This window comes from Streptomyces sp. NPDC059897 (assembly GCF_042730865.1).
In the GTDB taxonomy this organism is placed as follows: Bacteria; Actinomycetota; Actinomycetes; order Streptomycetales; family Streptomycetaceae; genus Streptomyces.
Window position 1 is genome coordinate 62,708 of the sequence record NZ_JBHWKQ010000029.1, and the last position, 25,548, is coordinate 88,255.

Below are 25,548 nucleotides of genomic sequence, written 5' to 3' on the forward strand. Positions count from 1 at the left end.
GTGGCGGCCAGGCCGACCGGAAGGAGCGGCACCCCGTCGGGCCGACGCCCCCGGAGGGGGCGGGCGGGTGGGAGATGGGCGAGGGTCGTGGGCCTGCGCGGTTGGGGTCGCGCGTGCGTCGGCCCGGGTGCCGGCCCCGGGAGCACCCCGGGTGGCATGGCGGGCACGCCGACCGGACGGACGACACCCCGTCGGGCCGACGCCCCCGGAGGGGGCGGGCGGGTGGGAGATAGGCGGGGCAAGTCGGCAGGTGCACCGGGGCGTCGCGCCAGCGGCGTGCTGGCTGTCGGTGCCGGCAAGGCTCCCGGCTCCCGGCTCCCGGCTCCCGGCTCCCGGCTCCCGGCTCCCGGCTCCCGGCTCCCGGTGACGATAGGCGCCGCCCCGGGGCCGGGCCCCGTAAGCAGGGCGCCGCCCCGCGCCCCTCCCCGTAACCAGGCCCCCCGGGCCCCGCCCCGGTCGGGCCGAAGCCCCCGGTGCCGCCCACCGGACCCAGGGAGCCGAGCCCCCGTCAGGCCGAAGCCCCCGGTGCCGCGCACCGGGCCCAGGGGGCCGAGCCCCGACGCCCGGTCTACGCCCCGCGGACCCGCAACGCGCGGCGGAGGTCGTCGAGTTGGTCGGTGAGTTTGCGGCGCAGGGCCGGGGGTGCTGCCGCCACGTGTTGGTCGCCCGTGTGGAGCGTGTCCGTGTCGATGGCGTAGACGGGGAAGGCGTGGCGGCCGGCGGCTTCGGCGATGGCGGGGCCGCGGCGGGCGGCGAGTTCGGTGGCGTCGGTGAAGTAGCGGGGGACGTAGCCCCGCAGGAGGCCGGCCTGTTCGGGTTGCCAGAAGCCTTGGGCGGTGGCGGTGAAGAGGTAGTTGGAGAGGTCGTCGTCGGGGTTCGTCGTGAACATCGCGGCCCAGGCTTCCGCCTTGGTCTGCGGGTCGGGCAGGGAGGCGCGGCAGCGGGCGGCGCCTTCCTGTCCGGTGGCGCTGGGGTCGTGGGCGAGTTCGGCCTCGATGACGGCTTCGTCGACGGTGCCGAGGACGCTGAGCCGGCCGAGGATGCGCCAGCGCAGTTCGGGGTCGAGTTCGGGTCCGCCGGGGACGGCCCCGGAGTCGTACCAGTCGCGGATGACGTCGGCGTGGCGTGCGGCGTCGATGAGGTGGCGGACGGCGGTGAGGCGCAGGCCGGGGTGGCTGCCGTCCTCGGTGCGGCGGATGAAGTCCTCGCACAGGGCGGTGATGAGGTCGAGGGCCTCGGGTCGGTCGGCGGGGTGGGTGTACCGGTCGGCGACCTGGGTGTGGGCGAAGGCGAGGACGCCCTGGACGAGGGCGAGGTCGCTCTCCTCGGGGAGGTGGGCGGCGACGGCCTCCAGGTAGGTGGCGGGTGCGAGTGCGCCGTCGCGGACCATGTCGCGCAGCGTGTTCCACACGATGGTGCGGGTGAGGGCGTCGGGGATGCCGGCGAGGCCGTGCAGGGCGGCTTCCTCGGATGCGGCGTCGAGGCGGATCTTGGCGTAGGTGAGGTCCTGGTCGTTGGGGACGATCAGGGCGGGGCGGCGGCCGTGGAACGTCAACTCCGGCTCGGTAAGGGGGACTTCTGTTTCGAGGCGTTCCCGTAGGACGAGGCCGTGGGTGTCGGCGGGGGCGTGGTCGTACAGGCCGATCGCGATGCGGTGGGGGCGGTTGCCCTGGCGGTCGACGGTGAGCGTCCAGGTGTCGGCGTGCTCGGTGACGGTCGTGGTGAGGGTGTCGACGCCGGTGGTGCGCAGCCAGGTGTCGGCCCAGGCGTGGACGTCGCGTTCGGTGCCGGAGGCGAGGGATTCGATGAAGTCGGCGAGGGTGGCGTTGCCGAACCTGTGGCGTTTGAAGTGGGTGTTGATGCCGGCGAGGAAGTCCTTTTCGCCGAGCCAGGTGACGAGTTGGCGGAGCGCGGAGGCGCCCTTGGCGTAGGAGATGCCGTCGAAGTTGAGGAGTGCGGAGGCCGTGTCGGGTACGGATTCGGGGGCGACGGGGTGGGTGGAGGGGCGCTGGTCGGCGTCGTATCCCCAGGTTTTGCGGGCGACGCCGAAGTCGATCCACGTGTCGGTGTACCGGGTGGCCTCGGTGAGGGTCTGGTAGCCCATGTATTCGGCGAACGATTCGTTGAGCCAGATGTCGTCCCACCACTTGAGGGTGACGAGGTCGCCGAACCACATGTGGGCCATCTCGTGGGCGATGACCATGGCGCGGGTCTGGCGCTCGGTGTCGGTGACGGCGGAGCGGTAGACGAATTCGTCGCGGAAGGTGACGAGGCCGGGGTTCTCCATGGCGCCGGCGTTGAATTCGGGGACGAACGCCTGGTCGTAGGAGTCGAAAGGGTAGGGCTCCTCGAACTTCTCGTGGTAGCGGTCGAAGCACGCGCGCGTGGCGTCGAGGATCTCGTCGGCGTCGGCGTCGAGGTACGGCGCGAGGGAGCGGCGGCAGTGCAGGCCGAAGGGGAGGCCGCGGTGTTCGGTGCGGATGGAGTGCCAGGGGCCCGCGGCTACGGCGACGAGGTAGGTGGACAGGAGGGGGGTGGTGGCGGCCCGCCAGGTGCCTTCGCCGAGGTGTTCGGTGACGCCGTTGGCGAGGACGGTCCAGCCTTCGGGGGCGGTGACGGTGAGGTCGAAGCGCGCCTTGAGGTCGGGCTGGTCGAAGGCGGCGAAGACGCGCTGGACGTCTTCCATGAACAGCTGGGTGTACGTGTACGTCTCGCCGTCGGTGGGGTCGGTGAAGCGGTGCATGCCCTCGCCGGTGTGCGAGTAGCGCATGGAGGCGTCGATGCGCAGCTCGTGGGTGCCTTCAGTGAGGCCGGTGAGGGGGAGCCGGTTGTCGGCGAGGGTGGCGGGGTCGAGGGGCTGCCCGTCGAGGGTGGCGGAGCGCAGGTCGGCGGGCTTGACCTCGACGAAGGTGTCGCCCGCGGTGTGTGCGGTGAACCGGATGACGGTGCGGGAGTCGAAGGTGTCGTCGCCGACGGTGAGGTCGAGGGCGACGGTGTATCGCTCGACGTCGATGAGCTGGGCTCGGGTCTGCGCTTCGCTGCGCGTCAGTACGGGCATGCGGTCATGCTGCCGTACGCCTCCGGCGGGGACCAGGGTGGATCATTGCGGGGCACCGGGGTTGCGGTCGCGGGGCGCTGCCCCGGGCCCCGCGCCTCAATCGCCGGCGGGGCTTATTTTGCCGAACCGGGCCTAATTTGCCGAACCGGCGCCCGGGCTTGATTGGGTCAGCGTTTCGTGTCCTCTGCGATCTGCTCGTGGTGGCGGATGACTTCGCTGATGATGAAGTTGAGGAACTTTTCGGCGAAGGCCGGGTCGAGTTTGGCGTTTTCCGCGAGTTGGCGGAGGCGTTCGATCTGGCGGGATTCGCGGGCCGGGTCCGCCGGGGGGAGGTCGTGTTCGGCCTTGAGGTGGCCGACCTGCTGGGTGCACTTGAAGCGCTCGGCGAGCATGTGGACGACGGCGGCGTCGATGTTGTCGATGCTGTCGCGCAGGCGGGCGAGCTCGGCGCGGACGGCCGGGTCGGCTGCCGGCTTGTCGTGGGGCTTGCTGGTGGTCATGACGGATCAGCCTACGTGGAGCATGGGTGGGTCGTCGGGGTCGGGGATCTTGTCGGACCAGCCGCCGGGGACGGCGCGGCCCTGTTGTTCGCGGAAGCGGACGGGGGCGGTGCCGACGCGGCGGGTGAAGAGGCGGGAGAAGTAGGCGGGGTCGTCGTAGCCGACGCGGCGGGCGACGGCGGCGACGGGGAGTTCGGTGGCGGCGAGGAGTTCCTTGGCGCGGCCGAGGCGGATGCCGAGGAGGTAGTCCTTGGGGCTGCAGCCGGCGCCGCGGCGGACGGCGGTGCGCAGTGCGGCGGGGGTCATGCCGTGGCGGGCGGCGTGGGCGGCGACGGACAGCGGCTGGAAGGCGTCGCGGGCGAGGGCGGTGAGGACGGGGTGGCCGTCGGGGGCGAGGTCGGCGCGGGCGCGACGCAGGGCGACGAGGAGTTCGTGGACGGCGGCGCCGGTCTCGACCTCCAGCAACGGATTTCCGCGGCGGGCGGCGCGGGCGATGCGGGCGACGGCGGCGCGGGCCTGGGCGGCGTCGGAGAGGGCGACGACGGGGCGGTCGGGTTCGATGTAGCCGAGTTCGGTGTACGTGGTGGTGGCGGGGCCCGTGAAGTCGACGAAGCACTCGTCCCAGCCGGTTTCGGGGTCGGCGCCGTAGTGGTGGGGGCGTCCTGGGGTGAGCCAGATGAGGGCGGGTGCGGTGACGGTGCGGCGGTGGCCTTCGGGGTCCTGGTACCAGCCGCTGCCGGCGGTGACGACGACGGCGACGTGGTGGTCGAGGGTGCGGGGTCCGACGGTGGGCAGCAGGCCGTGCTGGAGGCCGACGCCGAGGCAGACGAGGCCGAGGCGGTGGTGGGCCGGGCTGGGCGTGAAGTACCGCATCCAGGTGTGGTACGTGGGCAATTGTCCCCTCCCGTGGTGGTCCGTGCGGGCGTCCCCGTCCAACACCGGCCGATCTTTGTCCATGGACCGGGTCGGCCGCCAGAGGTGAGGGTGGCGGCCGGTGGGTGATGCGGCCCATCAGGCACGGAGGAGCACGTGATGACGGATTTCCGGGTGGGCGGGGACGCCTTCGAGGTGGACGGGCGGCCGGTGCGGCTGTTGTCGGGGGCCTTGCACTACTTCCGGGTGCACGAGGAGCAGTGGGCGCACCGGCTGCGGATGCTGCGGGCGATGGGCCTGAACTGTGTGGAGACGTACGTGCCGTGGAATCTGCACGAGCCGCGCCCGGGCGAGGTGCACGATGTGGGGGCGTTGGGGCGGTTCCTGGATGCCGCGCGGCGGGAGGGGCTGTGGGCGATCGTGCGGCCGGGCCCGTACATCTGCGCGGAGTGGGAGAACGGGGGGCTTCCGCACTGGGTGACGGGGCGCCTTGGGGCACGCGCGCGTACCGGTGACGCGGAGTTCATGGCGGCGGTGGAGCGCTGGTTCGGGGTGTTGTTGCCGCAGGTCGTGGAGCGGCAGGTGGACCGGGGTGGTCCGGTGGTGATGGTGCAGGTGGAGAACGAGTACGGCAGTTATGGCTCGGACCGGCGCTATCTGCGGGCGCTGGCCGATCTGCTGGTGGGGCTCGGGGTGACGGTGCCGCTGTTCACGTCGGACGGTCCTGAGGACCACATGCTGACCGGGGGTTCGGTGCCGGGGGTGCTGGCGACGGTGAACTTCGGGTCCCGCGCGCGTGAGGCGTTCGAGACGCTTCGTAGGCACCAGGTGTCGGGGCCGTTGATGTGCATGGAGTTCTGGTGCGGCTGGTTCGACCACTGGGGCGCCGACCATGTCGTACGGGATCCGCGGGAGGCGGCGGACGCGCTGCGGGAGATCCTGGAGTGCGGGGCGTCGGTGAATCTGTACATGGCGCACGGCGGGACGAGTTTCGGGGGCTGGTCGGGCGCGAACCGGGGTGGTGGCGCGCTGCACGACGGGCCCCTTGAGCCGGACGTCACGTCGTACGACTACGACGCGCCGATCGACGAGTTCGGCCGGCCGACGGAGAAGTTCTGGCTGTTCCGTGAGGTGCTCGCCGCGTACGCGGAGGGGCCGCTGCCGGAGGTGCCGCCCCTGCCCGCGGCGCTCGCGGGCCCGGTCGCGGCGGAGCTGACGGCATTCACGCCGCTGGACGGCGTGCTCGACGCGCTGGGCGGCCCGGAGGCGGAGTACGCGGTGCCGCCGTCGTTCGAGGACCTGGACGTGGACCGTGGCCTGGTGCGGTACGCGGCGACGGTGCCGGGGCCCCGGCAGCCGTATCCGCTGCTGGCGCGCGGGCTGCGGGATCTGGCGACCGTGTACGTCGACGGGGTGCGGGCCGGGGTGCTCACGGAGGAGCAGCCGGTGCTCGCCGAGCCGGTGGCCGGGCACGCGCGCGTGGAGCTGTGGGTGGAGTCGCTGGGGCGGGTCAACTACGGACCGCGCACGGGTGAGCCGAAGGGGATCACGGGCGGGCTGCTGCACGAGCGGCAGTTCCTGCACGGCGTACGGGCTCGGGGGCTGCGCCTCGATGCCGTCACGGCCGCCGCGGTGGCCGCACTGCCGTCGCGGGCGCCGGACGGGGAGGGCCAGGGCCTGCACCGGGGGTCCTTCGAGGTGGCGGGCGCCGGGGACGCGGCACTCGAACTGCCGGGCTGGGGGCGGGGGTTCGTGTGGGTGAACGGGTTCTGCCTGGGCCGCTACTGGTCGGCGGGCCCGCAGGAAGCCCTGTACGTGCCGGGCCCCGTGCTGCGCGAGGGCGCGAACGAGGTGTGGGTGCTGGAGCTGGACGGGGCCGGGGAGCGGCGGCTTCTGCTCCGGTGAAGCCCCCAAGGGCCCGGGGCGCTCCCCCGGGCCCACGGAAACCGCTCAGTCGGCCTCCGTCACCTCGAACGCGTCCAGCGCGAACTCCGCCGTGCCGTCCTCCCCCGTCTTGCGCAGGCCCACCCAGGCCTCGCCCTTGTCCGGCGCCGTGAACTCGTAGGCGTGCGTGGCGGGTTCGGTGGCGACGGGGAGGTCGGTGCGGGAGAGTTCCTTGGTGTCCGGGGTGTCGACCGCGGTGATCCAGGCGTACTGGCCGGCCTTCTCGTTTTCGTAGCGGAAGGAGACCCGGTACCGCTTGCCCGGCTCGAAGCGGGCCGTGTGCGGGACGGTGCGGTACACGAGGCCGGTGTTCTCGCCGCGCGACTTGAGGGACTGGGTGCCGTCGACGACGTCGTCGATCGCCTTCCCGTTCCAGCCGCGCTGGGTGTACGGCGCGTGCCGCTGGGCGATGTGCGTACGCGGGTCGGTGGCGCCACCCGCGTCGCCCTTCACGAACGGGCCCCAGCCCTGGGGGACATGCTCGAAGTCCTCGTGAACCACGGTTCCGGCGGGCAGCTTCGGTGCGGGCGACTTCACGATGCGTACATTGTCGAAGCGGACCCGGGCAGAGCCGGCCGCGGCGCGCAGGGCGAGGGTGACCGGGCCGCCGCCTTCGGGGACCGTGAAGTACGTGGTCATGCGCTGGAAGCGGGTGCCGTGCTTGCGGTCCGCGGCGACGTGATTGCCCGCGGTCGACGTGTCGGTGCGGTTCGTGGCGCTCACGCCGTCGGCCGTGCGGACCTCCAGGGTCGCCGTGCGCCGCTCCCCCGCCTTGGCGCCGACCTCGACCTGCACGGACGCCGCGTAGCCGCCGGGGGCGAGCCGGGTCAGCCGCTGGGAGACGGTCGCGGCGGCGCCGGGTCCGACGACGAGTTCGAAGTCGCCGAGGTCGCTGCGCTCGACCGTGGCGGGCCCGGTGACCGTCCAGCCCTTCAGGGAGCCGGAGTTGAAGCCGGGGTCGTGCAGCGGTGTGCCCTGGCCCCAGTCGGGTGCGCGGTCGAGGTCGGTGCGGCTGCGGTAGAGGACGTACGGCTGGTCGGCGTCGGCCTTGAGTGTCACCTTGCCGCCGGACACGGGGACGTAGGAGACGAAGGCGCGGCCCTGGTCGGTGAGCCGGTACAGGGCCACCCGGCCGCTGCTCTCCCACGCGCGCGGGAGCCGCCAACTGGTGCTGCCGCCCTTGGGGTTGTAGTGGTACAGCTTCGCCGGGTCGGTGGCGCGGCGCGGTTCCCACGGCAGCAGGTAGCTGCCGTCGTCGTAGACGAGGCGGTCGTCGGTGGTGATGCGGCGGGCGCCGGAGGCGTCGGTGACGGTGGTGCGGGCGGCGCCGAAGAAGGTGATCTCGTGCTCGCCCCACGTCTTGATGGGCTGCGCCTGGAGGTACTTGGCGGGCAGCGAGTGCGTCCAGATCAGTCGGTAGAAGTCGGCCCAGTCGGTCTTGCCGGTCCAGCCCTCGAAGTTGCCCATGCGGGCGATGCCGAGGAGGGTCGGCCACTTGTCGGCGAAGACGTCCTTCTGGTGGTTGCGGATGAAGCGGATGAGTTTCGAGTTGATGCCGCGGGAGGTGTCGGGGCCGTAGTCGGTCTCGGTGGCCCAGTGGGACCACAGCGCCGACCTCTCGAAGCCGTGACCCCATTCGGACGTGATGTTCCAGCCCTGCTCGCGGAAGGTGCGCTGGAGGCGGTCCGAGGTCCAGCCGGACTCGCGGAACACGTCGATGTAGAGGGTGTTGAGGCCGTCGTCGGTGTCCCGGCGCAGGTCGGCGAAGCGCTTGACGATGTCGCCGGACACGAGGTCGCGGCGCTGGTCGATGCGGTAGCTCTGGTCGAGCCAGTCCCACTGCTCGTCACTCTTGTCGACGAGCGTCTCGGAGAACGCGTTCGCGACGGGGTACGACTCGGTGGCGTTGACGTGGACGCCGAAGTCGCTGTTCCACTTCTTGCCCTCGCGGACCAGGGTGTTGAGGTCGTCGAGGCCGCCCGCGCGCGCGTTGTAGTTCCCCGCGTAGTCGGGGTGCGCGGAGTCGTGGCCCTCGGACTGGTAGCCCTTGAGGAGCGCGTACTGGCGCAGTCCGTCGGTGGCCAGATGGACGCGTTTGACGTTGTCGAGGGTCGCGAGGAACGGGTTGGTGGCCTGCGACGCGAAGTTGAACGGGATGTGCGGGACCACCCGCAGGTGCTGCTCGTCGGCGCCGCGCGGGGTGACGGCGATGTCGCGGAAGGCGATGGCGGCGTCCTGCCAGTCGACCTTGCCGTCGCCGCCCCGGTCGCCGGTGACGATCACGGTCGCGTACGGGAGGGGTTCGGTGGCGTCGACCGGGGAGGTGGCGGCGCGGTGGGTCCACTGGCCGGGGGCGAGGAGGGCCGCGGTGTGGCCGTCGCGGCGCACGGTCTCGCGCCACAGGCGGCCGTTCTCCCAGGTGGTTCCGGCGGCGCTGGTGGGCTTGTCGTAGCTGGTGTTGGCCTCGATGGCGCCACCCAGCTTGTCGTGGGCGACGACGGCGTACGCGCAGCCGGTGGGCGCCTGGGCGGGGGTGTCGGCGGCCGGGGTGACGAGGGTGTCGCCGCTCTTGGCCTTGTCGAGCTGCACGGTGGCGGCGAGGAGCGCGGCGCCCGGCTGGTCGCTGCGGACGGACAGCAGGGCGAGGCCGGGGAACTGGAGGGTGCCGACGCGCAGTTGCGCGGTGTCGCTGATCTTCGTGACGCGCCAGTCGACCTGTTTGCCGTCGACGGCGATACGGATGCCGATGGTGGTGCCGCCGGTCAGCGTGAGCCGGTAGTAGGCGTGGTCGGCGGCGGGCGCGCACGTCACCTTCGGGGTGTGCTCGACGCCGTCGATCAGGAGCGTGGTGACCGGGTCCGGCTGGGCGTGCAGGACGGCGCCGGTGGCGCGCTCGGTGTAGGAGACGACGACGGGGAAGGCGGTGTTCACGCGGACGTCGAGGTCCTTGGAGCGGAGCACCGCGGTCGCGGGCGCGGTGGCGGGCGCGGTGGTCGCGGCGCGGGCCGTGCCGGTGAGGCCGAGGACGGCGCCCGCCCCGCCGACCGCGCCGGCGGCGACGAGGGCCCTGCGGGTGGGTCCTGGCGACACCTCCTCGTACCCCGAAGACTCCGAGTTCTCCGAGTTCTCCGACGGCTGGCCTTGGGGCTGCTCGGGCACGGCGCACTCCTTCTCACGGCGGCTTGGCGTGTCGATCACGATGCGCCGGGCGGGGCCGAGGGGCCCATGGACAAAGGGGCGGCAGGTCTTGGATTAATGGCCGTACTCTGGACTCGCCGGGTCCGGGCGCGGGCTCCCGGGGGAATTGGACCGGCGGCCCCAGGGGGTGCGCGCGTGGCGGACGGCGGACCGGTGGTGCACGGCTATCCGCATCTGGAGACGGTGCGCTCGGCGATCACCGCGCTCTACAGACGGCTCTCCTACGACACGGTGCGGACGTTCTCGTCGAGTGTCGCCCCGGCCGATGTGGCGTTCAGCGACATCGACGACCTGTATCCGGGGGTGCAGCGGCTGGCGCGTGAGCTGGTGCGGCACTATCGGCTCCCCGACGCGCGGATGATCGTGAGTTTCCGGGAGATGCGGCATGCGGCGAGCGTCGAACTGGCGGCGGGCCCCGAGTACTTCATCGAGCTGAACGACCGGTTCCGTACGCATCGCCGGGACATCGGGGCCGCGCTCGCGCACGAGATCATGCACGTCTACCTGCACCGCCTCGACCTGTCGCTGCCGGGGACGCGGGACAACGAGATCCTGACCGACACGGCGGCCACATACCTGGGGGCGGGCTGGCTGCTCCTCGACGCCTACCGGGAGGACGCGGCGTCCTCGCAGAAGCTGGGCTATCTGACGCCCGAGGAGTTCGGGTACGTGCTTGCGAAGCGGGCCCTCGTCTTCGGTGAGGGGCCGGAGACGTGGTTCACGAGCCCGCAGGCGTTCTCGGCGTACGAGAAGGGGCTCGAGCAGGCGCGGCGTGACGAGCGGCAGCCGCCGTTGACCGCGGCGGGCTGGGCGGGGCGGCGGCGCTACGCGAAGGACCGCCGGTACGCGCAGGACCACGGGCCGCGCGGCCTCGACCCCGGGGGCCCGTACTCCTTCTCGGTGGGGGAAGGGCCGCAGGGGCGGGCCGGTGGGCTGCGGGTGGCGTTCGCGTGCCCGACGTGTCAGCAGCGGATCCGGGTGCCGGTGCGGGGCCGGGTTCGGGCGCGGTGCGGGCTGTGCCGGACGGTGTGGGAGTGCGACACGTAGGCCGCCCGGCGGGAGAGTGCGGCCGGACTCCCCCGCCGAACCGCCGCGCACGCGTCACGACGCCCCGTACACGCCTCCCGGTATCGCCGCGCGTGCCAGCAGTTCGCGGGCCGCGTCGCCCGCGCCCGCGGGTGTCCACCGCTCCTCCTTGTCGACGGTCGGGCCCGGCCGCCAGCCCTCCATCACGGTGATCCGGCCGGCCTCCACCTCGAAGACCCGCCCGGTCACCCCGTCCGCCGCGGCCCCGGAGCCGAGCCAGACGACCAGCGGCGACACGTTCTCCGGAGCCATCGCGTCGAAGGTGCCGGAGCCGGGCGCCGCCATGGTCTCGGCGAACGTCGCCTCGGTCATCCGGGTACGGGCCGCGGGCGCTATCGCGTTGACCTGCACGCCGTAGCGCCCCATCTCGGCGGCGGCGACCAGGGTCAGGCCCAGGATCCCGGCCTTCGCCGCGCTGTAGTTGCCCTGCCCGACGGACCCCAACAGGCCCGCCCCGGACGATGTGTTGACGACACGGGCCGTCGGGGTGCGGCCCGCCTTCGACTCGGCGCGCCAGTACGCGGCGGCGTGCTTGAGCGGCAGGAAGTGGCCCTTGAGGTGGACGCGCATCACGGCGTCCCAGTCGTCCTCGTCGAGGTTGACGAGCATCCGGTCGCGCAGGAATCCGGCGTTGTTCACCAGCGTGTCCAGACGCCCGAAGGTGTCGACGGCCGCCGCGACGAGCGAGGCGGCGCCCTCGGAGGTCGCTATGTCGCCGCCGTGCGTCACCGCCTCGCCACCCAGCGCCGCTATTTCCTGGACCACTTGGGCCGCCGGGCTGTCGGGGGCGGGGGCGCCGTCCAGACCCACCCCCAGATCGTTCACGACGACCTTCGCGCCCTCGGCCGCGTACGCGAGGGCGTGCGCGCGCCCGAGTCCGCGTCCCGCTCCCGTGACGGCGACCACCCGTCCCGCGCACAGGCCTCCGCTGTCGCCGTCGACCGGCCTCACGTCCGTCATCTCACGCCTCCTTGTTGGCAGTTGCCGCGTCCAGGAACGCGGGGAGCTCGCCGCCGCCGTGCATCAGCAGGCTCGCTCCGGTGATGTACGAGGCGGCGTCCGAGGCCAGGAACACCGCGGCGTCCCCGACCTCGCCCGGTTCGGCCAGGCGCCCCATGGGCACGGTCGCGCCCACGGCGGCGATGCCGTCCTCGTCCCCGTAGTGCAGTGCGCTCAGTTCGGTGCGGACCATGCCGAGCACCAGCGTGTTCACCCGGATCCGCGGCGCCCACTCCACGGCCATGGACCGCGCGAGGTGCTCCAGGCCCGCCTTCGCCGCCCCGTACACCGCGCTGCCCGGCGAGGGGCGGCTGCCGCTGACGCTGCCGATCATCACGATCGAGCCGCGGGCGGCGGCGAGCTTCTCGCGGGCGGCGAGGGACGCGGTCAGGGCCGCCGTCAGGTTCAGCTCGATCACGCGTGCGTGCCGCGCCGCGTCCGCCTCCGCGAGCGGGCGGTACGGCGTCCCTCCCGCGTTGTTCACCAGCACGTCCACCCGGTCGAGGCCCGCGAACAGCTCCGCGACGGCCGCCGCGTCCCGCAGGTCGACGGGTATGAACTCGCAGCCCTCCACCGGCTGTTCGGGAGGCCTGCGGGCACAGGTGATCACCCGCGCCCCGGCCTTCGCGAAGGCGCCCGCGATTCCGGCGCCCACTCCCCTCGTGCCGCCCGTGACGACGACGACCCGACCGCTCAGATCCATCCCGGACCCCTTCCCGACCCTTTCGGGTCCACTTGCGCCGACCGCTGCCCGACCCATTCCGCTGCCCCTCGCCGCCTGCTACCGTCATCGGCGTACCAAACAAACGTTAGGTGGAAAGGTAGCTGAACGCCATGGGTGTCTCCACCTCCTCACCCGAAAAGGGCATCGCCGTCGTCACGGTCGACTTCCCGCCCGTCAACGCACTGCCGGTGCGGGGCTGGTACGACCTGGCGGACGCCGTGCGTGCCGCGGGCCGCGATCCCGACGTGCGCTGCGTCGTCCTGACGGCGGCCGAGACCTCCCGCGGGTTCAACGCGGGGGTGGACATCAAGGAGATGCAGCGCGAGACGGCAGCGGCCGGCGGCGGCCACAGCGCCCTGATCGGCGCCAACCGCGGCTGCTACGAGGCGTTCTCCGCGGTGTACCAGTGCGAGGTCCCGGTGATCGCGGCGGTCGCCGGGTTCTGCCTGGGCGGCGGCATCGGACTCGTGGGGAACGCGGACGCGATCGTGGCGAGCGACGACGCGACGTTCGGCCTGCCCGAGCTGGACCGGGGCGCGCTCGGCGCGGCCACGCACCTGGCCCGCCTCGTCCCGCAGCATCTGATGCGCGCGCTGTTCTACACGTCGCGCACGGCGACGGCCGCCGAGCTGCACGCACACGGCTCGGTCTGGCAGGTCGTCCCGCGGGACGAACTGCGCGGGGCGGCCCTGGAGCTGGCCCGCGACATCGCCCGCAAGGACGGCTATCTGCTCCGCCTCGCCAAGTCCGCGCTCAACGGGATCGACCCCGTCGACGTGCACCGCAGCTACCGCTTCGAGCAGGGCTTCACCTTCGAGGCGAACCTGAGCGGGGTCGCCGACCGGGTCCGCGACACCTTCGGACAGGAGACCGACCGATGACCGCACCGGACAAGATCATGACGCCCGACGACGTGGTCGGACGGCTGCGCAGCGGCATGACGATCGGCATCGGCGGCTGGGGCTCGCGCCGCAAGCCCATGGCGCTCGTGCGGGCGTTGCTGCGCAGCGATGTCACGGACCTGACCGTCGTCTCGTACGGCGGCCCGGACGTCGGGCTGCTCGCGGCGGCCGGGAGGATCCGCAAGCTGGTCGCGGCGTTCGCGACGCTCGACTCCATCCCGCTCGAGCCGAACTTCAGGGCGGCGCGCCAGCAGGGCGCGTTCGAGCTGATGGAGATCGACGAGGCGATGTTCATGTGGGGGCTGCACGCGGCGGCGAACCGGCTGCCGTTCCTGCCCGTGCGGGCCGGCCTCGGCTCGGACGTCATGCGGGTCAACCCGGCGCTGCGGACGGTGACGTCGCCGTACGAGGACGGGGAGACGTTCGTCGCGATGCCCGCGCTGCGGCTCGACGCGGCGCTGGTGCACGTGAACCGGGCGGACCGCGCGGGCAACGGCCAGTACCTGGGCCCCGACCCGTACTTCGACGACCTGTTCTGCGAGGCGGCGGACAGCGCGTACGTGTCGTGCGAGCAGCTGGTCGACGGCTTCGGGGCGGACACGGTTCCGCAGACGCTGCTGGTCAAGCGGCATTCCGTGACAGGGGTCGTGGAGACACCGGGCGGGGCGCACTTCACGTCCTGCGTGCCCGATTACGACCGCGACGAGGCGTTCCAGAAGCTGTACGCGAGCACGCCCTGGCCCGAGTTCGCCGAGCGGTTCCTGCCGCCCGGCGGTGACGAGAAGCAGTACCAGTCCGCCGTCCAGGCCTGGCACGAGGAGCAGAAGTGAGCGTCACGACGACAGAGGTGTCCCGCGCCGAGTACTGCGTGATCGCGTGCGCCGACGCCTGGCGGGGCAACGGGGAGGTGCTGGCGAGCCCGATGGGCGGCATGGTCCCGGTGTTCGCGTCCCGCCTCGCCAAGCGCACCTTCTCCCCCGAGCTGATGCTGACGGACGGCGAGGCGATGCTGGTGGGCCTCGACGGGCAGCGGGAGGGCTGGCTTCCCTACCGGCAGCACCTGGCGCTGACCACGGGCGGCAAGCGGCACATCATGATGGGCGCGAGCCAGCTCGACCGGTTCGGCAACATGAACATCTCGTGCATCGGCGACTGGTCCCGGCCCGACCGCCAGCTCATCGGGGTGCGCGGCGCCCCCGTCAACACGCTGAACAACGCGGTGAGTTACTGGGTGGCCAAGCACAGCCCGCGGGTCTTCGTCGAGAAGGTCGACATGATCAGCGGGGTGGGCTACGACAGCGCGGCCGCGGCGGGCCCGTCGGCGACGCGGTACCACCGCATCCCGCGCGTGGTGACGAACCTGGCCGTCCTGGACTTCGACACGGACGACCACGCGATGCGGCTGGTGTCCGTGCATCCGGGGGTCACGGTGGCGGAGGTCCAGGAGGCGACGGGGTTCGCGCTGGTGCTCCCCGAAGGCGGCGAGGTGGCGACGACGCGGGAGCCCACAGCCGAGGAGCTGCGGCTGATCCGGGAGGTCATCGACCCCGACTCGAAGCGGAACCGGGAGGTCAAGCCGGTATGACGCCGCCTTCCGAACCGGCCCCCGACTCCGGCACGTTCACCATCCCCACGGCGCTGACCAGGCTGACCGGGGTGCGCCACCCTCTCGTGCAGACCGGCATGGGGTGGGTCGCGGGGCCGCGCCTGGTGTCGGCGGCGGCCGACGCGGGGGCGCTCGGCATCCTCGCGTCCGCCACCATGACGCTCGACCAGCTCCGCTCCGCCGTACGCGAGGTGAAGTCGCGCACGGACCAGCCCTTCGGGGTGAACCTGCGGGCCGACGCGGGGGACGCGCGCGAGCGGGTCAAGGTGATCGTCGAGGAGGGCGTGAAGGTCGCCTCGTTCGCGCTGGCCCCCTCGCGCGAGCTGATCGCCGAGCTGAAGGACGCGGGCGCCGTCGTCATCCCGTCGATCGGGGCGCGCCGGCACGCCGAGAAGGTCGCGGCGTGGGGCGCGGACGCGGTGATCGTGCAGGGCGGCGAGGGCGGCGGACACACCGGCGAGGTGGCCACATCGGTGCTGCTGCCGCAGGTGGTGGACGCCGTCGACATCCCGGTGATCGGGGCGGGCGGCTTCCGCGACGGGCGGGGCCTGGTCGCCGCGCTGGCCTACGGGGCGGCCGGGATCGCCATGGGCACGCGCTTCCTGCTGACGTCGGACTCGACGGTGCCGGACGCGGTGAAGGCGAAGTACCTCGCGGCGAGCGTCAAGGACGTCACGGTGACGACGGCGGTGGACGGTCTTCCGCACCGCATGCTGCGCTCGGAGCTCGTCGCATCACTGGAGAACGCGGGGCGTACGCGCGCGTTGCTGCACGCCGTGCGGCGTGCGGCGGGCTTTCGGCGGCTCTCGGGGCTGAGCTGGCCGCAGATGGTGCGCGACGGCCTCGCCATGAAGCACGGCAAGGACCTCAGCTGGAGCCAGGTGCTGCTGGCCGCGAACACCCCGATGCTCCTGAAGGCCTCCATGGTCGACGGCCGCACCGACCTGGGCGTCATGGCCTCCGGCCAGGTGGCGGGCCTCATCGAGGACCTGCCCAGCTGCGCGGAGCTGGTCGACCGCGTGATGACCGAGGCCCGCAAAACACTGGAGTCCCTCCCCACCCCACCCTGACCGGGCAGAGCAACTGCCCGCATCCACAAGGGAGTTCATGTATGCCGCACACGTACAGAACAGGGCACGTTCACAGAACAGGGAACACCTTCGCGGCGGCGCTCTCGCGACGTCGTGCGCTCGGCGCCGCGCTCGGCTCGGTCGCGGCGCTCGCCGCGGCCCCCGCCGCCGCGGCGGCTGCGCCGGGCAGGCCGGCCACCGGCGACATCCGGCAGATCCCCCTCCAGGGGGCGGTGAACGTCCGGGACATCGGCGGCTACCGCGCGCGGGGCCACGGCCGGGTCCGGTACGGGCTCGTGTACCGGGCCGACGCGCTGAGCGAACTCACCGAGGCGGACGTGGCGCGGATCGCCGGTCTGCGTCTCGCCGAAGTGGTCGACTTCCGGGTGCCGTTCGAGGTGCGGACCGACGGCGCCGACCGGCTGCCCGCGGGGCTCACCGCGACCGCGCGGGCCGTCTCCGACGGGGGCCAGTACGAGCAGCTGATGGCCGCGATCGGCTCCAAGGATCCGGCGGTGCAGCAGGAGGCGCTGGGCGACGGCAAGGGGGCCGCCGCGATGCGCGCGACGTACCGGATGTTCGTCACCGACGCGGCGAACCGGGCCAGGTTCGGGGCGACGCTCCGGGACGCGGCGTTCGGCGGGCGCGGTGCGCTGCTCTACCACTGCACGTCGGGCAAGGACCGTACGGGCTGGATGACGTACGTCCTGCTGAGCCTGCTCGGGGTGGACCGGCGGGCCGCGGTGGGCGACTACCTGGCGTCGAACACGATTCGCGCCGCGCATGACGCCGAGGTGCGTGAGGGGTTGCGGCGGGCGGGGCTGATGCGGCACCCGGAGCTGCTGATACCTGTCCAGGAGGTGCGGATGGAGTATCTGGACGCTGCGCGTGAGCAGGTCCGGAGGGTGTTCGGCGGGCTGGACCGGTATGTGGCCGAGGGGCTCGGGGTGGACCGGGGGGTGGTGGAGGTGTTGCGGAGGCGGCTGGTGGGGTGAGGGGGGCGTCGCCCTGCCGTCCTGTTGCGGCCCCACGGGGCTGAGGTCGCGGGGCTCTGCCCCGGGCCCCGCGCCTCAATCGCCGGCGGGGCTGGATTTGGCCCACCCGGCGCACCGTTGCGGCCCCACGGCGCCGAGGTCACGGGGCTCCGCCCCGGACCCCGCGCCTCAATCACCGGCGGGGCTGATGTGGTGCCCGGTCTGCCGTGCGCTATGCCGCCTGGCGAGGGCCCCGGCCGCCGCGGCCGCGGCGAGGGGCGGGGGTGGAGCCGGGCTGGCCGGTGTTGCCGGAGCCGGAGCGGCGGCGGTTGCCGCCGTTGCCCTGGGCCGTGCGCTGGCCTTCGGTGGTCGCGGCACGGCCGCCGCCACCGTTGCCCGAGCCGCCGCGGGAGCGGCGCGAGCGGCGCGGCTTCGACGCCGCGGCGGGCGCCGGCTGCTCCGGTACGGCGATGGCCACGGCGACACCGGACGGCTCGCGCGCGCCGGTGATCGTCGTCAGCTCCTCGTCCGTGGAGCGGACCTGCGTCGTCTGCGGCTTGATCTTCGCGTCGCGCATCAGGCGCTGCACGTCGCGCTTCTGCTCGGGCAGGACCAGCGTGACGACGCTGCCGGACTCACCGGCGCGGGCGGTGCGGCCGCCGCGGTGCAGGTAGTCCTTGTGCTCGGTGGGCGGGTCGACGTTCACGACGAGGTCGAGGTCGTCGACGTGGATGCCGCGCGCCGCGACGTTCGTGGCGACGAGCGCGGTGACCCGGCCGTCCTTGAACTGCTCGAGGGTGCGGTTGCGCTGCGGCTGGCTGCGGCCGCCGTGCAGCGGCGCCGCGTAGACGCCGGTGGCGAGGAGCCGCTTGGCGAGCCGGTCGGCGGAGCGCTTGGTGTCGACGAAGAGGATGACGCGGCCGTCGCGGGCGGCGATGCGCGCGGTGACGGCCTTCTTGTCGGTCTCGTCCTGGACGTGCAGGACGTGGTGTTCCATCGTCGTGACCGCGCCGGCCGACGGGTCGACGGAGTGGACCACCGGGTCGTTGAGGAACTGCTTGACCAAACGGTCGACGTTCTTGTCGAGCGTCGCGGAGAACAGCATCGTCTGGCCGCCCGGTTCGACCTGCTTCAGGAGCGCGGTGACCTGCGGCATGAAGCCCATGTCGGCCATCTGGTCGGCCTCGTCGAGCACCGTCGTGCGCACCGAGCCGAGCACGCAGTCGCCGCGCTCGATGAGGTCCTTGAGGCGCCCGGGGGTGGCGACGACGACCTCGGCGCCGCGGCGCAGCGCGCCGGCCTGGCGGGAGATCGACATGCCGCCGACGACGGTCGCGAGGCGCAGCTTCAGCGCGGTCGCGTACGGGGTGAGGGCGTCGGTGACCTGCTGGGCGAGCTCACGCGTGGGGACGAGGACGAGCGCGAGAGGGGACTTCGGCTCGGCCTTGGCGCCGGTCGTGTGGGTGAGCAGCGGCAGGCCGAAGGCGAGGGTCTTGCCGGAGCCGGTGCGGCCGCGGCCGAGGAGGTCCCGTCCGGCGAGCGAGTTGGGGAGCGTCGCGGCCTGGATGGGGAACGGGTCGGTGACGCCCTGCTCACCCAGCGTCTTCAGGAGGGCCTCGGGCATGTCGAGTTCCGCGAAGCTGTCCACGGCCGGCAGTGCGGGAGTGGTGTTCTCCGGCATGGTGAATTCGCTCGGCGGCGCGGACTGCGGCCGGCGACGCTGCTCGGGGGCGCGGCGCTGCCCGGCTGCGGGACGCGGGCTGCGGCGGGACGGGCGGGCGGAACTGGCCATGCGGCGATGCCTTCCGGGACGGGACAGCAGGAACCGGGGCCCGCACCGTAGCGGTGCGGGCCCCGGCCCGGTGATGCTCGATCCGACGCTCACCGGGTCAGCCCGGCGAGGTCGAGTGATCTACGAGCGAGATCAGGCGGGGAGGATGTTCTCCGCCTGCGGGCCCTTCTGGCCCTGCGTCACGTCGAACGTGACCTTCTGGCCCTCCTGGAGCTCACGGAAGCCCGAGGTGGCGATGTTGGAGTAGTGGGCGAAGACGTCGGCGCCGCCGCCGTCCTGCTCGATGAAGCCGAAGCCCTTTTCCGAGTTGAACCACTTAACGATACCGGTGGCCATGTCGTTCTCCTTAAGAACAGGTAGCAGCCCCCATTCCCAGAACGCCCAGATGAACGCCGGAACCGGGAATAATCCCGGGAAAAACAATAATGCGCCTGAGGAACATTCCCGTCAGGCGCACATAAAGTCTATGGGTACCAAAACTGCAACGTCATGAATCTTAGCATGCGACGTCACCGCACCGCGATCCCGTCCAGGACCATCGACAGATACTGGCGCGCGATCTCCTCGGGGCTGTGCCGCCCGCCCGGCCGGTACCAGGAGGCCGCGACCCAGACGGTGTCCCGCACGAAGCGGTAGGTGAGGCGGATGTCGAGGTCGGCGCGGAAGACCTGGTCGGCGACGCCGCGCTCCAGGGTGGTCAGCCAGGTCTTCGCGAACCTGCGCTGCGATTCGGCGAGGAACGCGAAGCGTTCCTGCGCGACGAGCTGCTGGGACTCGCGCTGGTAGATGGCGACGGCGGCGCGGTGCCGGTCGATCTCCCGGAAGGACTCGGTGACCAGTGCCTCCAGGGTTTCCCTGGGGCCGAGCTCGCCGTCGAGCACGCTGTCGTAGCCGGACCACAGCTCGTCGAGGAAGGTCCGCAGGATCTCCTCCAGCATCGATTCCTTGGAGTCGAAGTGGTAGTAGAGGCTGCCGGCGAGCATGCCCGCGTGGTCGGCGATCTTGCGGACGGTCGTGGCGTTGTAGCCCTGCTCGGCGAAGACCTCGGCGGCCGTGTGCAGGAGTTCGCCGCGCCGCTCGGGCGCGCCGTTCGTCGACTGGGGCTTCTTCTTCGTAGGCACGGGCCCATTGTCCCGGCCGTCACAGCCACTGGGCGAAGAGGTCCACCGTTTCCCGGTCCGTGCCGAAGCGGCCGGTGCCGAAGGCGGAGCGGAAGAAGAGGAGCGGGCGGCCGTCGGCCCGGGGGGTGGTGAGCGAGGTGACGCGGCCGATGACGATCTCGTGGTCGCCGCCGTCGACGGTGCGTTCGAGCTGGCATTCCAGGTGGGCGAGGGCGCCGTCGACGAGGACGCTGCCGCCGTCGCGCCCGGTGTGCCAGTCGAGGCCGGCGAACTTGTCGGGGGCGCGGGAGCCGAGGGTGCGGCACAGGGCGCGCTGGTCCTCGGCCAGGACCGAGACCCCGAAGCGGCCGGCGGGGGCGATCCGGGCCCAGCTCGTCGACGTACGGGCGACGCAGACGAGGACGAGGGGCGGGTCGAGGGAGAGGGAGGTGAAGGACTGGCAGGCGAGGCCCGCCGGGGCGCCGGCCTCGTCGAGGCCGGCGACGACGGTGACGCCGGAGGCGAACCGGGACAGGGTGTCCCGGTACTCCCCCGCGTCGACGGGTGGCGCCACGGTGGTGCTCAGCCGTTCCACTCGTGGCCCCACAGGGAGTCGGCGGTGATCTCCTTGGTCACCCAGGTCTCCGGGTCGACGACCAGGCCGTCCCAGCCGTACTCGACCTGGAAGCCGCCGGGCGCCTGGGCGTAGAAGGACACCATGTGGTCGTTGGAGTGCCGGCCGAGGGACGAGGCGATCGGGTAGCCGGCCTTCTTCATGCGGTCGAGGCCGTAGCCGACGTCGTCCAGCTGCTCCAGCTCGATCATGAAGTGGACGATGCCGGGCGGCAGGGCGCCGGGGTAGAGGCCGAGGCTGTGGTGGCGGCGGTTCGGGGACAGGAAGTACATGCGGTACGTGTCCTGGCCGGGCTTGCCGGTGGGGACGGCGACCGGCGGGAGCTGCATGGAGTCGCGGAGCTGGAAGCCGAGGAGGTTCTCGTAGAAGTCGACGGCCTCCTCGATCTCGACGGCCGGGAGGACTACGTGGCCGAGGCCGAGGTCGCCGGTGGACGGGGCGCTCGTACCGGTGACGAAGCGGTTGCCGTAGGGCGTGGCGAGCGGGGTGTGGTCCTGGGCCTGGCCCCAGTAGATCTCCAGGGGGTTGCCCGCGGGGTCGCTGACGTGGATCAGGCCCTGGACGCGGCGGTCGGCGAGGGTGGCGGCGTCGGCCTGCTTCACGGCGTGCCCGGCGGCCTCCAACTCCTCCACCGCGAGCGCCAGTTCGCGGGCGTTCGCGACCTCGAACCCGGCGGCTGCCAGCCGGTCCTGGGTTCCGGTGACGAACTGGAAGCGGTGGATGCGGTCGTCGATGCGGACGTTGAGCTGTGTGTCCGTGCTGCCCTGGGCCTCGGTCATGCCGAGGATGTCGAGGACGTAGGTGCGCCAGGCGGCGAGGTCGGCCGTCTCGATGCGCAGATAGCCGAGTGCGCGGATGTCCATCCGTAACTCCCGTATGAGATCGGTCAGTTGGTGAAGAAGTCGATCGCGAGGCGGTTGAACTCGTCGGCCTTCTCGGTCTGCGCCCAGTGGCCGCACTTGGGGAAGACGTGCAGGCGGGCGTTGGGCATCGCCTTGAGGGCGACGAACGCGCCGTCGATGGGGTTGACGCGGTCCTCGCGGCCCCAGGTGAGCAGCGTCTCGTGGTGGATCCTCCCGGCGTCGCGCCAGATCTGGGTGCGCTCGGCCCACTCCGGGTTGGCGAAGGAGGCGCCCATGCGAGCGGTGCCGAGGCGGACGTCGGGGTCGATGGCGCGCTGGTAGCGCTCCTCGACGAAGGCGTCGGTGACGATCGACCTGTCGTACGCGAGTGTGGTGAGGAAGGCCCGCATCTGTTCGCGGGTCGGCTCGGCGGCGGCGTTGAACTCGAAGAGCTGCCGGATGCCCTCGGTGGGGTCGGCGTGGAAGAGGTTCAGGAAGATGCCGCCGGGGCCCATCAGGAGGAGCTTGCGGGCGCGGTCGGGGAAGTCGAGGGCGAGGCGGGCCGCGGTGCCGCCGCCGAGCGAGTTGCCCACGAAGTCGGCCTGCCGGATGCCGAGTTCGTCCATGAACGCGACGGTGAAGCGGGCGGAGGCCGTCCAGTAGTCGGCGTCGAGCTCGGGCTTGTCGCTGGCGCCGAAGCAGACCTGGTCGAGAAGGATCGTGCGGAAGCCCGCGGCGGCGAAGACCGGCAGGTTGGGGCCGAAGTTGGACCAGCCGCTCGCGCCGGGGCCGCCGCCGTGCAGGAAGATCACGGCGGGGCCGTCCGCGGGGCCTGCCTCGTGGTAGGCGAGCTGGATGCCGCCCGCCTTCACGGAGCGGCGGGTGCTCTCGGAGGTGTACGCGGCGGTGGTCACAGCATCACGTCCTGGATCTCCAGGCCGAGGGCGTCCTGGCCGTAGATGAGCAGGGCCCGCTCCGGGTCGTTGGCGGCGTGGCCGCGCCCGGTGTGGACGTCGCGCCAGGCGCGCTGGACGCCGGCGGGGCCCGCGCCCGTGCGCATCGCGTTGCCGCCCGCGTTCTCCATCAGCAGGTCGACGGCGGCCGCGGCGCGCTCGGTGGCGAGGACCTGGTCGCGGCGGGCGCGGGCGCGCAGCTCCATCGTCAACGGGTCGCCCGCGCAGGCGAGTTCGTACATCTCGGCGATGTTGCCGCGCAGCTGCCGCCAGGCGGCGTCGATGTCGCTCGCGGCGCGGGCGAGGCGGATCTGCGCGAACGGGTCCTCGGCGACCTTCTGCCCGTAGCTGACGCGGATGCGTTCGCGGGTCGCGGCGACGAAGCCGTTCCAGGCGCCCTGCGCGATGCCGACGATCGGGGTGGAGATGGTGGTGGTGAAGACGCTGGCGTACGGGAGCCGGTACAGCGGGTCGGGGTTGACCTCGGCGCCGGGCGGGGTGAGGGCGGTGACCGGGCCGAAGGAGAGGGCGCGGTGCTCGGGGACGAAGACGTCGTCGACGACGATGTCGTTGGAGCCGGTGCCGCGCAGGCCGACGGTGTCCCACACGTCCTTGATCTCGTAGTCGGCGCTCGGCAGCAGGAACGAGCGCATGTCGACGAGGTTGCCCTCGGCGTCGGGCACGAGCGCGCCGAGGATCACCCACGTGGCGTGGTCGCAGCCCGACGAGAAGTGCCAGCGGCCGGAGAGCCGGAAGCCGCCGTCGACGGGGGTGACCTTGCCGGTGGGGGCGTACGAGGAGGAGATGCGGGTGTCGGCGCGCTCACCGTTCTCGCCCCAGACCTCGTCCTGCGCCTGCTTCTCGTAGAGGCCCACGTGCCAGGGGTGGACGCCGACGACGGAGGCGACCCAGCCGGTGGAGCCGCAGGCCTGGGCGATCTCCTTGACGGCGTCGTAGAAGACGGTGGGGTCGGCGGCGTACCCGCCGTAGCGCTTGGGCTGGAGGAGGCGGAAGAAGCCGGTCGCCGTGAGTTCCTTGACGGTGGCCTCGGGGACCTTGCGCAGCTCTTCGGCCTCCGCGGCGCGCTCCGCGATGGCGGGCAGGAGGGCGCGGACCGAGGCGAGGACGTTTGTGGTGGTGGGGTCGGTCATGCCGGCGACGCTAAGCGGCTCCGCCGGGGGCGGGACAGGTGAGGTTCCCGGTGAGCGGGAAGGGGGCGTCTTCCTACGTCGCGGGGGGGGGGCGGCCCGGGCCCTGGGAAGGGAGCGTCCTCCTAGGTCGCGGGGCTCTGCCCCGGACCCCGCGCCTCAATCGCCGGCGGGGCTTGATTTGCTCGACCGTCCCCGGGACTTGATTTGCTCGACCGGCGCCGGGGCTTGGTTTGCTCAATCGTCCGAGCGGCTTGATCTGCTCAATCGTCCGCGCGGCTTGATCTGCTCAATCGCCGGCAGGGGCTAGATAAGCCAGGTCGCGGCGTGGCAAGGTCCAGGCAGCGCTGATCGGGGCCGCGATGAGGCGGCCCATGCCCATGGTTGCGGGGGTGTGCTGTGCTTGGAACGGCCCTGGAGGCAGGTGGTCCGCTGTCTCTTCTGGAGAAGGCGGAGAAGGTGCTTGCCGCGTTCGACGGCGGTCGTGGGCGGCTGTCGCTGACCGAGATCATCCACCGTTCCGGGCTGTCGCGGTCGTCCGCGCACCGCATCCTCGACCAGCTGGTGAAGCTGCGCTGGCTGGACCGGGAGGGCCGGGACTACCGGCTCGGTCTGCGGATGCTGGAGCACGGCGGGCTCGCCGCGCACCACAACCGGCTGATCCGCACCGCGATTCCGCATCTGGACGCGCTGCACGAGGCCACCGGCAAGCTCGTCCAGCTGTATGTGCTCGACGGCGTGACGGACGTGGTGTGTCTGGAGCGGGCCGGGTCGCTGCCGCACTCGGCGGGGGACGCCACGGACCGGGCGTACCCGGTGCGGATCGGGGCGCGGCTGCCCGCGCACGCCACGGCGGCGGGCAAGGCGATGCTGGCGTTCGGCGACAAGGACGACATCGAGCGGGTGGTCGCGGCGGGGCTGCGGCCCCGGACGCACCGCACTGTGACGCGGCCCGACGTGTTCTGCTCGGAGCTGTCGCGGGTGCGCACGGCGCAGATCGCGTACGACCGCGGGGAGACCTTCGACGGTCTGGTGTGCTCGGCGGTGCCGCTGCGCGGTGCGGGGCGGGCCGTGGCGGCCGTCTCGCTCGGGTCGCTCGGTGGGTTGCGGCCGCTGGAGCTCGCGGCGCCGCTGTTGCAGGGCGCGGCGCGGGCGATCTGGCGTGATCTGAACGGGCCCGGGCGGGCGGCCCGGCACGCGCCCGCCCCTGACGTGACGCCGCAGGATGCGGCGGTGAACCGCACCATCCCCAATCTGCTGGGGTGGGTGCGGTCCGACTCCTGGATGTGAGGTGACGCGGGGGCCCTACGCGCCCGGGTGCCACGCCTTCGGCCAGTCCGTGCCGCGCAGGCGGGCGTCGAGGCCGCCGTCCGCGAAGAACACCGAGCCGACGCAGTACGCGGACTTCGGGAAGAGCAGGAACTCGACGAGTTCGGCGATCTCCTCCGACCGGCCGGCGCGGCCCGCCGGGATCGAGGCGAGGAACTGCCGGATACCCTCGGCGGTCGCCGGGTCCTCGGCGGCGGCGCGGGTCATCGGGGTGTCGATGTAGCCGGGCGCGACCGCGTTGAGGCGGATGCCGTCGGCCTGGAAGTCGGCGGCGCGGGTGCGGGCGTACCAGGCGAGCGCGGCCTTGGTGGCCGGGTAGGCGCCGAGGCCGCCGTCCTGGGCGCCCGCCTCGTCGGCGACGCGGCGGGCCTCGGCCTCGTCGCCCGCGAGGCAGGCGGCGGCGACGTGTTCCGGCCAGTCGGGCTGCGTGGTCGTCGAGTTGGAGGAGGCGAGGACGACGGACGAGGTCCCGGCGGCGGCGAGCGCCGGGCGCAGGCCCTCCAACAGGCGGATCGCGCCGTAGTAGTTGACGGAGACGAGCAGGCTCGACGGGCGGCCGGCGGCGCCCGCGAGTCCGGCGAACGGCAGCAGTCCGTCGAGTCTGCCGCCGCCGATCCGGGTGATCTCGGCGACGGCGTGGGCGCGGCCCTCGGGGTCACCGAGGTCGGCGGTGACGTCGGCGTTCTTCAGGTCGACGCCGATGACCGTGTGGCCCTGCGCGCGCAGCCGCTCGGTGAGCGTGGCACCCATGCCGGAACCGGCTCCGGTGACGGCGATCGTGGACATGTGCTCCTCCAGGTGTCCGAAGTCGTCAGT

General features: G+C 72.5%; 22 protein-coding genes. 8 read left to right on the plus strand and 14 right to left on the minus strand.

The window, feature by feature from the left end; translation table 11 throughout:
* Positions 1–568 precede the first annotated feature (568 nt).
* The 3 genes from pepN to ACFV9W_RS27555 form a co-directional block, all read right to left on the minus strand.
* A complete protein-coding gene (pepN, locus tag ACFV9W_RS27545) occupies positions 569–3,058 on the minus strand; it encodes an aminopeptidase N (RefSeq protein ID WP_385765663.1) in 2,490 nt (829 codons plus the stop codon).
* A gap of 167 nt (positions 3,059–3,225) precedes the next feature.
* Complete coding sequence (locus tag ACFV9W_RS27550; protein WP_385765666.1) at positions 3,226–3,558, minus strand: chorismate mutase; 333 nt, start codon at positions 3,556–3,558, stop codon at positions 3,226–3,228.
* Positions 3,559–3,564: 6 nt separating this feature from the next.
* The gene (locus ACFV9W_RS27555) at positions 3,565–4,431 is read right to left on the minus strand and encodes a helix-turn-helix domain-containing protein (RefSeq protein ID WP_385765752.1); all 867 of its coding nucleotides are present in this window, start codon (positions 4,429–4,431) and stop codon (positions 3,565–3,567) included.
* A gap of 159 nt (positions 4,432–4,590) precedes the next feature.
* Here ACFV9W_RS27555 and ACFV9W_RS27560 point away from each other — a divergent pair, with 159 nt between their 5' ends.
* A complete protein-coding gene (locus ACFV9W_RS27560; RefSeq protein WP_385765668.1) occupies positions 4,591–6,336 on the plus strand; it encodes a beta-galactosidase family protein in 1,746 nt (581 codons plus the stop codon).
* Positions 6,337–6,381: 45 nt separating this feature from the next.
* On the opposite strand, the gene ACFV9W_RS27565 is transcribed toward ACFV9W_RS27560, so the two are convergent.
* Positions 6,382–9,465 (minus strand): endo-alpha-N-acetylgalactosaminidase family protein, encoded by a 3,084-nt coding sequence (locus ACFV9W_RS27565; protein ID WP_385765755.1) that lies wholly within the window; start codon positions 9,463–9,465, stop codon positions 6,382–6,384.
* 243 nt (positions 9,466–9,708) lie between these two features.
* On the opposite strand from ACFV9W_RS27565, the gene ACFV9W_RS27570 reads away from it, so the two are divergent.
* Positions 9,709–10,620, plus strand: a complete 912-nt coding sequence (locus ACFV9W_RS27570; RefSeq protein ID WP_385765671.1) for a hypothetical protein — start codon at positions 9,709–9,711, stop codon at positions 10,618–10,620.
* Positions 10,621–10,674: 54 nt separating this feature from the next.
* Here the strand turns inward: ACFV9W_RS27570 and ACFV9W_RS27575 are convergent, their stop codons facing one another.
* Entirely contained in the window at positions 10,675–11,619 is a 945-nt protein-coding gene (locus ACFV9W_RS27575) for an SDR family oxidoreductase (RefSeq protein ID WP_385765674.1), read from the minus strand.
* A gap of 1 nt (position 11,620) precedes the next feature.
* Entirely contained in the window at positions 11,621–12,361 is a 741-nt protein-coding gene (locus ACFV9W_RS27580; RefSeq protein ID WP_385765677.1) for an SDR family oxidoreductase, read from the minus strand.
* A gap of 131 nt (positions 12,362–12,492) precedes the next feature.
* Here ACFV9W_RS27580 and ACFV9W_RS27585 point away from each other — a divergent pair, with 131 nt between their 5' ends.
* From ACFV9W_RS27585 to ACFV9W_RS27605, 5 genes are read left to right on the plus strand one after another with little or no spacing between them, the layout of a single operon-like run.
* Positions 12,493–13,263 (plus strand): enoyl-CoA hydratase family protein, encoded by a 771-nt coding sequence (locus ACFV9W_RS27585; protein WP_385765680.1) that lies wholly within the window; start codon positions 12,493–12,495, stop codon positions 13,261–13,263.
* Positions 13,260–14,114: a CoA transferase subunit A gene (locus ACFV9W_RS27590; RefSeq protein ID WP_385765683.1), complete on the plus strand. Its 855-nt coding sequence runs from the start codon at positions 13,260–13,262 to the stop codon at positions 14,112–14,114. Before ACFV9W_RS27585 ends, ACFV9W_RS27590 begins: the two co-directional genes overlap by 4 nt.
* Positions 14,111–14,869 (plus strand): CoA-transferase subunit beta, encoded by a 759-nt coding sequence (locus ACFV9W_RS27595; RefSeq protein ID WP_385765686.1) that lies wholly within the window; start codon positions 14,111–14,113, stop codon positions 14,867–14,869. Before ACFV9W_RS27590 ends, ACFV9W_RS27595 begins: the two co-directional genes overlap by 4 nt.
* A gap of 41 nt (positions 14,870–14,910) precedes the next feature.
* A complete protein-coding gene (locus ACFV9W_RS27600; RefSeq protein WP_385765758.1) occupies positions 14,911–15,960 on the plus strand; it encodes an NAD(P)H-dependent flavin oxidoreductase in 1,050 nt (349 codons plus the stop codon).
* Between the two features lie 41 nt (positions 15,961–16,001).
* Positions 16,002–16,955 (plus strand): tyrosine-protein phosphatase, encoded by a 954-nt coding sequence (locus ACFV9W_RS27605; RefSeq protein WP_385765689.1) that lies wholly within the window; start codon positions 16,002–16,004, stop codon positions 16,953–16,955.
* A 211-nt stretch (positions 16,956–17,166) separates the two neighbouring features.
* On the opposite strand, the gene ACFV9W_RS27610 is transcribed toward ACFV9W_RS27605, so the two are convergent.
* The 7 genes from ACFV9W_RS27610 to hsaA all read right to left on the minus strand — a co-directional run bounded on the left by ACFV9W_RS27610 (position 17,167) and on the right by hsaA (position 23,406).
* Positions 17,167–18,726 carry a DEAD/DEAH box helicase gene (locus ACFV9W_RS27610; protein ID WP_385765692.1) on the minus strand — a complete coding sequence of 520 codons (1,560 nt, stop codon included), beginning with the start codon at positions 18,724–18,726 and terminating at the stop codon, positions 17,167–17,169.
* 132 nt (positions 18,727–18,858) lie between these two features.
* Positions 18,859–19,062, minus strand: a complete 204-nt coding sequence (locus ACFV9W_RS27615; RefSeq protein ID WP_266720703.1) for a cold-shock protein — start codon at positions 19,060–19,062, stop codon at positions 18,859–18,861.
* Between the two features lie 173 nt (positions 19,063–19,235).
* Positions 19,236–19,847: a TetR/AcrR family transcriptional regulator gene (locus ACFV9W_RS27620; protein WP_385765695.1), complete on the minus strand. Its 612-nt coding sequence runs from the start codon at positions 19,845–19,847 to the stop codon at positions 19,236–19,238.
* Positions 19,848–19,866: 19 nt separating this feature from the next.
* Entirely contained in the window at positions 19,867–20,421 is a 555-nt protein-coding gene (locus tag ACFV9W_RS27625; RefSeq protein WP_385765698.1) for a flavin reductase family protein, read from the minus strand.
* Positions 20,409–21,323, minus strand: coding sequence for a VOC family protein (locus ACFV9W_RS27630; RefSeq protein ID WP_385765701.1), 915 nt, complete (start codon positions 21,321–21,323; stop codon positions 20,409–20,411). The genes ACFV9W_RS27625 and ACFV9W_RS27630 overlap by 13 nt, the downstream gene beginning before the upstream one ends.
* 23 nt (positions 21,324–21,346) lie before the next feature.
* Positions 21,347–22,216: a 4,5:9,10-diseco-3-hydroxy-5,9,17-trioxoandrosta-1(10),2-diene-4-oate hydrolase gene (gene hsaD, locus ACFV9W_RS27635; RefSeq protein WP_385765704.1), complete on the minus strand. Its 870-nt coding sequence runs from the start codon at positions 22,214–22,216 to the stop codon at positions 21,347–21,349.
* Positions 22,213–23,406: a 3-hydroxy-9,10-secoandrosta-1,3,5(10)-triene-9,17-dione monooxygenase oxygenase subunit gene (gene hsaA, locus ACFV9W_RS27640; RefSeq protein WP_385765707.1), complete on the minus strand. Its 1,194-nt coding sequence runs from the start codon at positions 23,404–23,406 to the stop codon at positions 22,213–22,215. Before hsaA ends, hsaD begins: the two co-directional genes overlap by 4 nt.
* 396 nt (positions 23,407–23,802) lie before the next feature.
* Here hsaA and ACFV9W_RS27645 point away from each other — a divergent pair, with 396 nt between their 5' ends.
* Entirely contained in the window at positions 23,803–24,693 is an 891-nt protein-coding gene (locus ACFV9W_RS27645) for an IclR family transcriptional regulator (RefSeq protein ID WP_385765710.1), read from the plus strand.
* Between the two features lie 15 nt (positions 24,694–24,708).
* Here ACFV9W_RS27645 and ACFV9W_RS27650 read toward each other — a convergent pair whose 3' ends face one another.
* Positions 24,709–25,518: an SDR family oxidoreductase gene (locus ACFV9W_RS27650; protein ID WP_385765713.1), complete on the minus strand. Its 810-nt coding sequence runs from the start codon at positions 25,516–25,518 to the stop codon at positions 24,709–24,711.
* Between the last annotated feature and the right edge of the window lie 30 nt (positions 25,519–25,548).

What these genes read in the sequence shown, in the direction of transcription:
- pepN (WP_385765663.1), bottom strand. Translation starts at nt 3,058, where the DNA reads ATGCCCGTACTGACGCGCAGCGAAGCGCAGACCCGAGCCCAGCTCATC.
- ACFV9W_RS27555 (WP_385765752.1), bottom strand. Translation starts at nt 4,431, where the DNA reads ATGCGGTACTTCACGCCCAGCCCGGCCCACCACCGCCTCGGCCTCGTC.
- ACFV9W_RS27580 (WP_385765677.1), bottom strand. Translation starts at nt 12,361, where the DNA reads ATGGATCTGAGCGGTCGGGTCGTCGTCGTCACGGGCGGCACGAGGGGA.
- ACFV9W_RS27650 (WP_385765713.1), bottom strand. Translation starts at nt 25,518, where the DNA reads ATGTCCACGATCGCCGTCACCGGAGCCGGTTCCGGCATGGGTGCCACG.
- ACFV9W_RS27575 (WP_385765674.1), bottom strand. Translation starts at nt 11,619, where the DNA reads ATGACGGACGTGAGGCCGGTCGACGGCGACAGCGGAGGCCTGTGCGCG.
- hsaA (WP_385765707.1), bottom strand. Translation starts at nt 23,406, where the DNA reads ATGACCGACCCCACCACCACAAACGTCCTCGCCTCGGTCCGCGCCCTC.
- ACFV9W_RS27550 (WP_385765666.1), bottom strand. Translation starts at nt 3,558, where the DNA reads ATGACCACCAGCAAGCCCCACGACAAGCCGGCAGCCGACCCGGCCGTC.
- ACFV9W_RS27615 (WP_266720703.1), bottom strand. Translation starts at nt 19,062, where the DNA reads ATGGCCACCGGTATCGTTAAGTGGTTCAACTCGGAAAAGGGCTTCGGC.
- ACFV9W_RS27585 (WP_385765680.1), top strand. Translation starts at nt 12,493, where the DNA reads ATGGGTGTCTCCACCTCCTCACCCGAAAAGGGCATCGCCGTCGTCACG.
- ACFV9W_RS27610 (WP_385765692.1), bottom strand. Translation starts at nt 18,726, where the DNA reads ATGGCCAGTTCCGCCCGCCCGTCCCGCCGCAGCCCGCGTCCCGCAGCC.
- ACFV9W_RS27605 (WP_385765689.1), top strand. Translation starts at nt 16,002, where the DNA reads ATGCCGCACACGTACAGAACAGGGCACGTTCACAGAACAGGGAACACC.
- ACFV9W_RS27630 (WP_385765701.1), bottom strand. Translation starts at nt 21,323, where the DNA reads ATGGACATCCGCGCACTCGGCTATCTGCGCATCGAGACGGCCGACCTC.
- ACFV9W_RS27590 (WP_385765683.1), top strand. Translation starts at nt 13,260, where the DNA reads ATGACCGCACCGGACAAGATCATGACGCCCGACGACGTGGTCGGACGG.
- ACFV9W_RS27560 (WP_385765668.1), top strand. Translation starts at nt 4,591, where the DNA reads ATGACGGATTTCCGGGTGGGCGGGGACGCCTTCGAGGTGGACGGGCGG.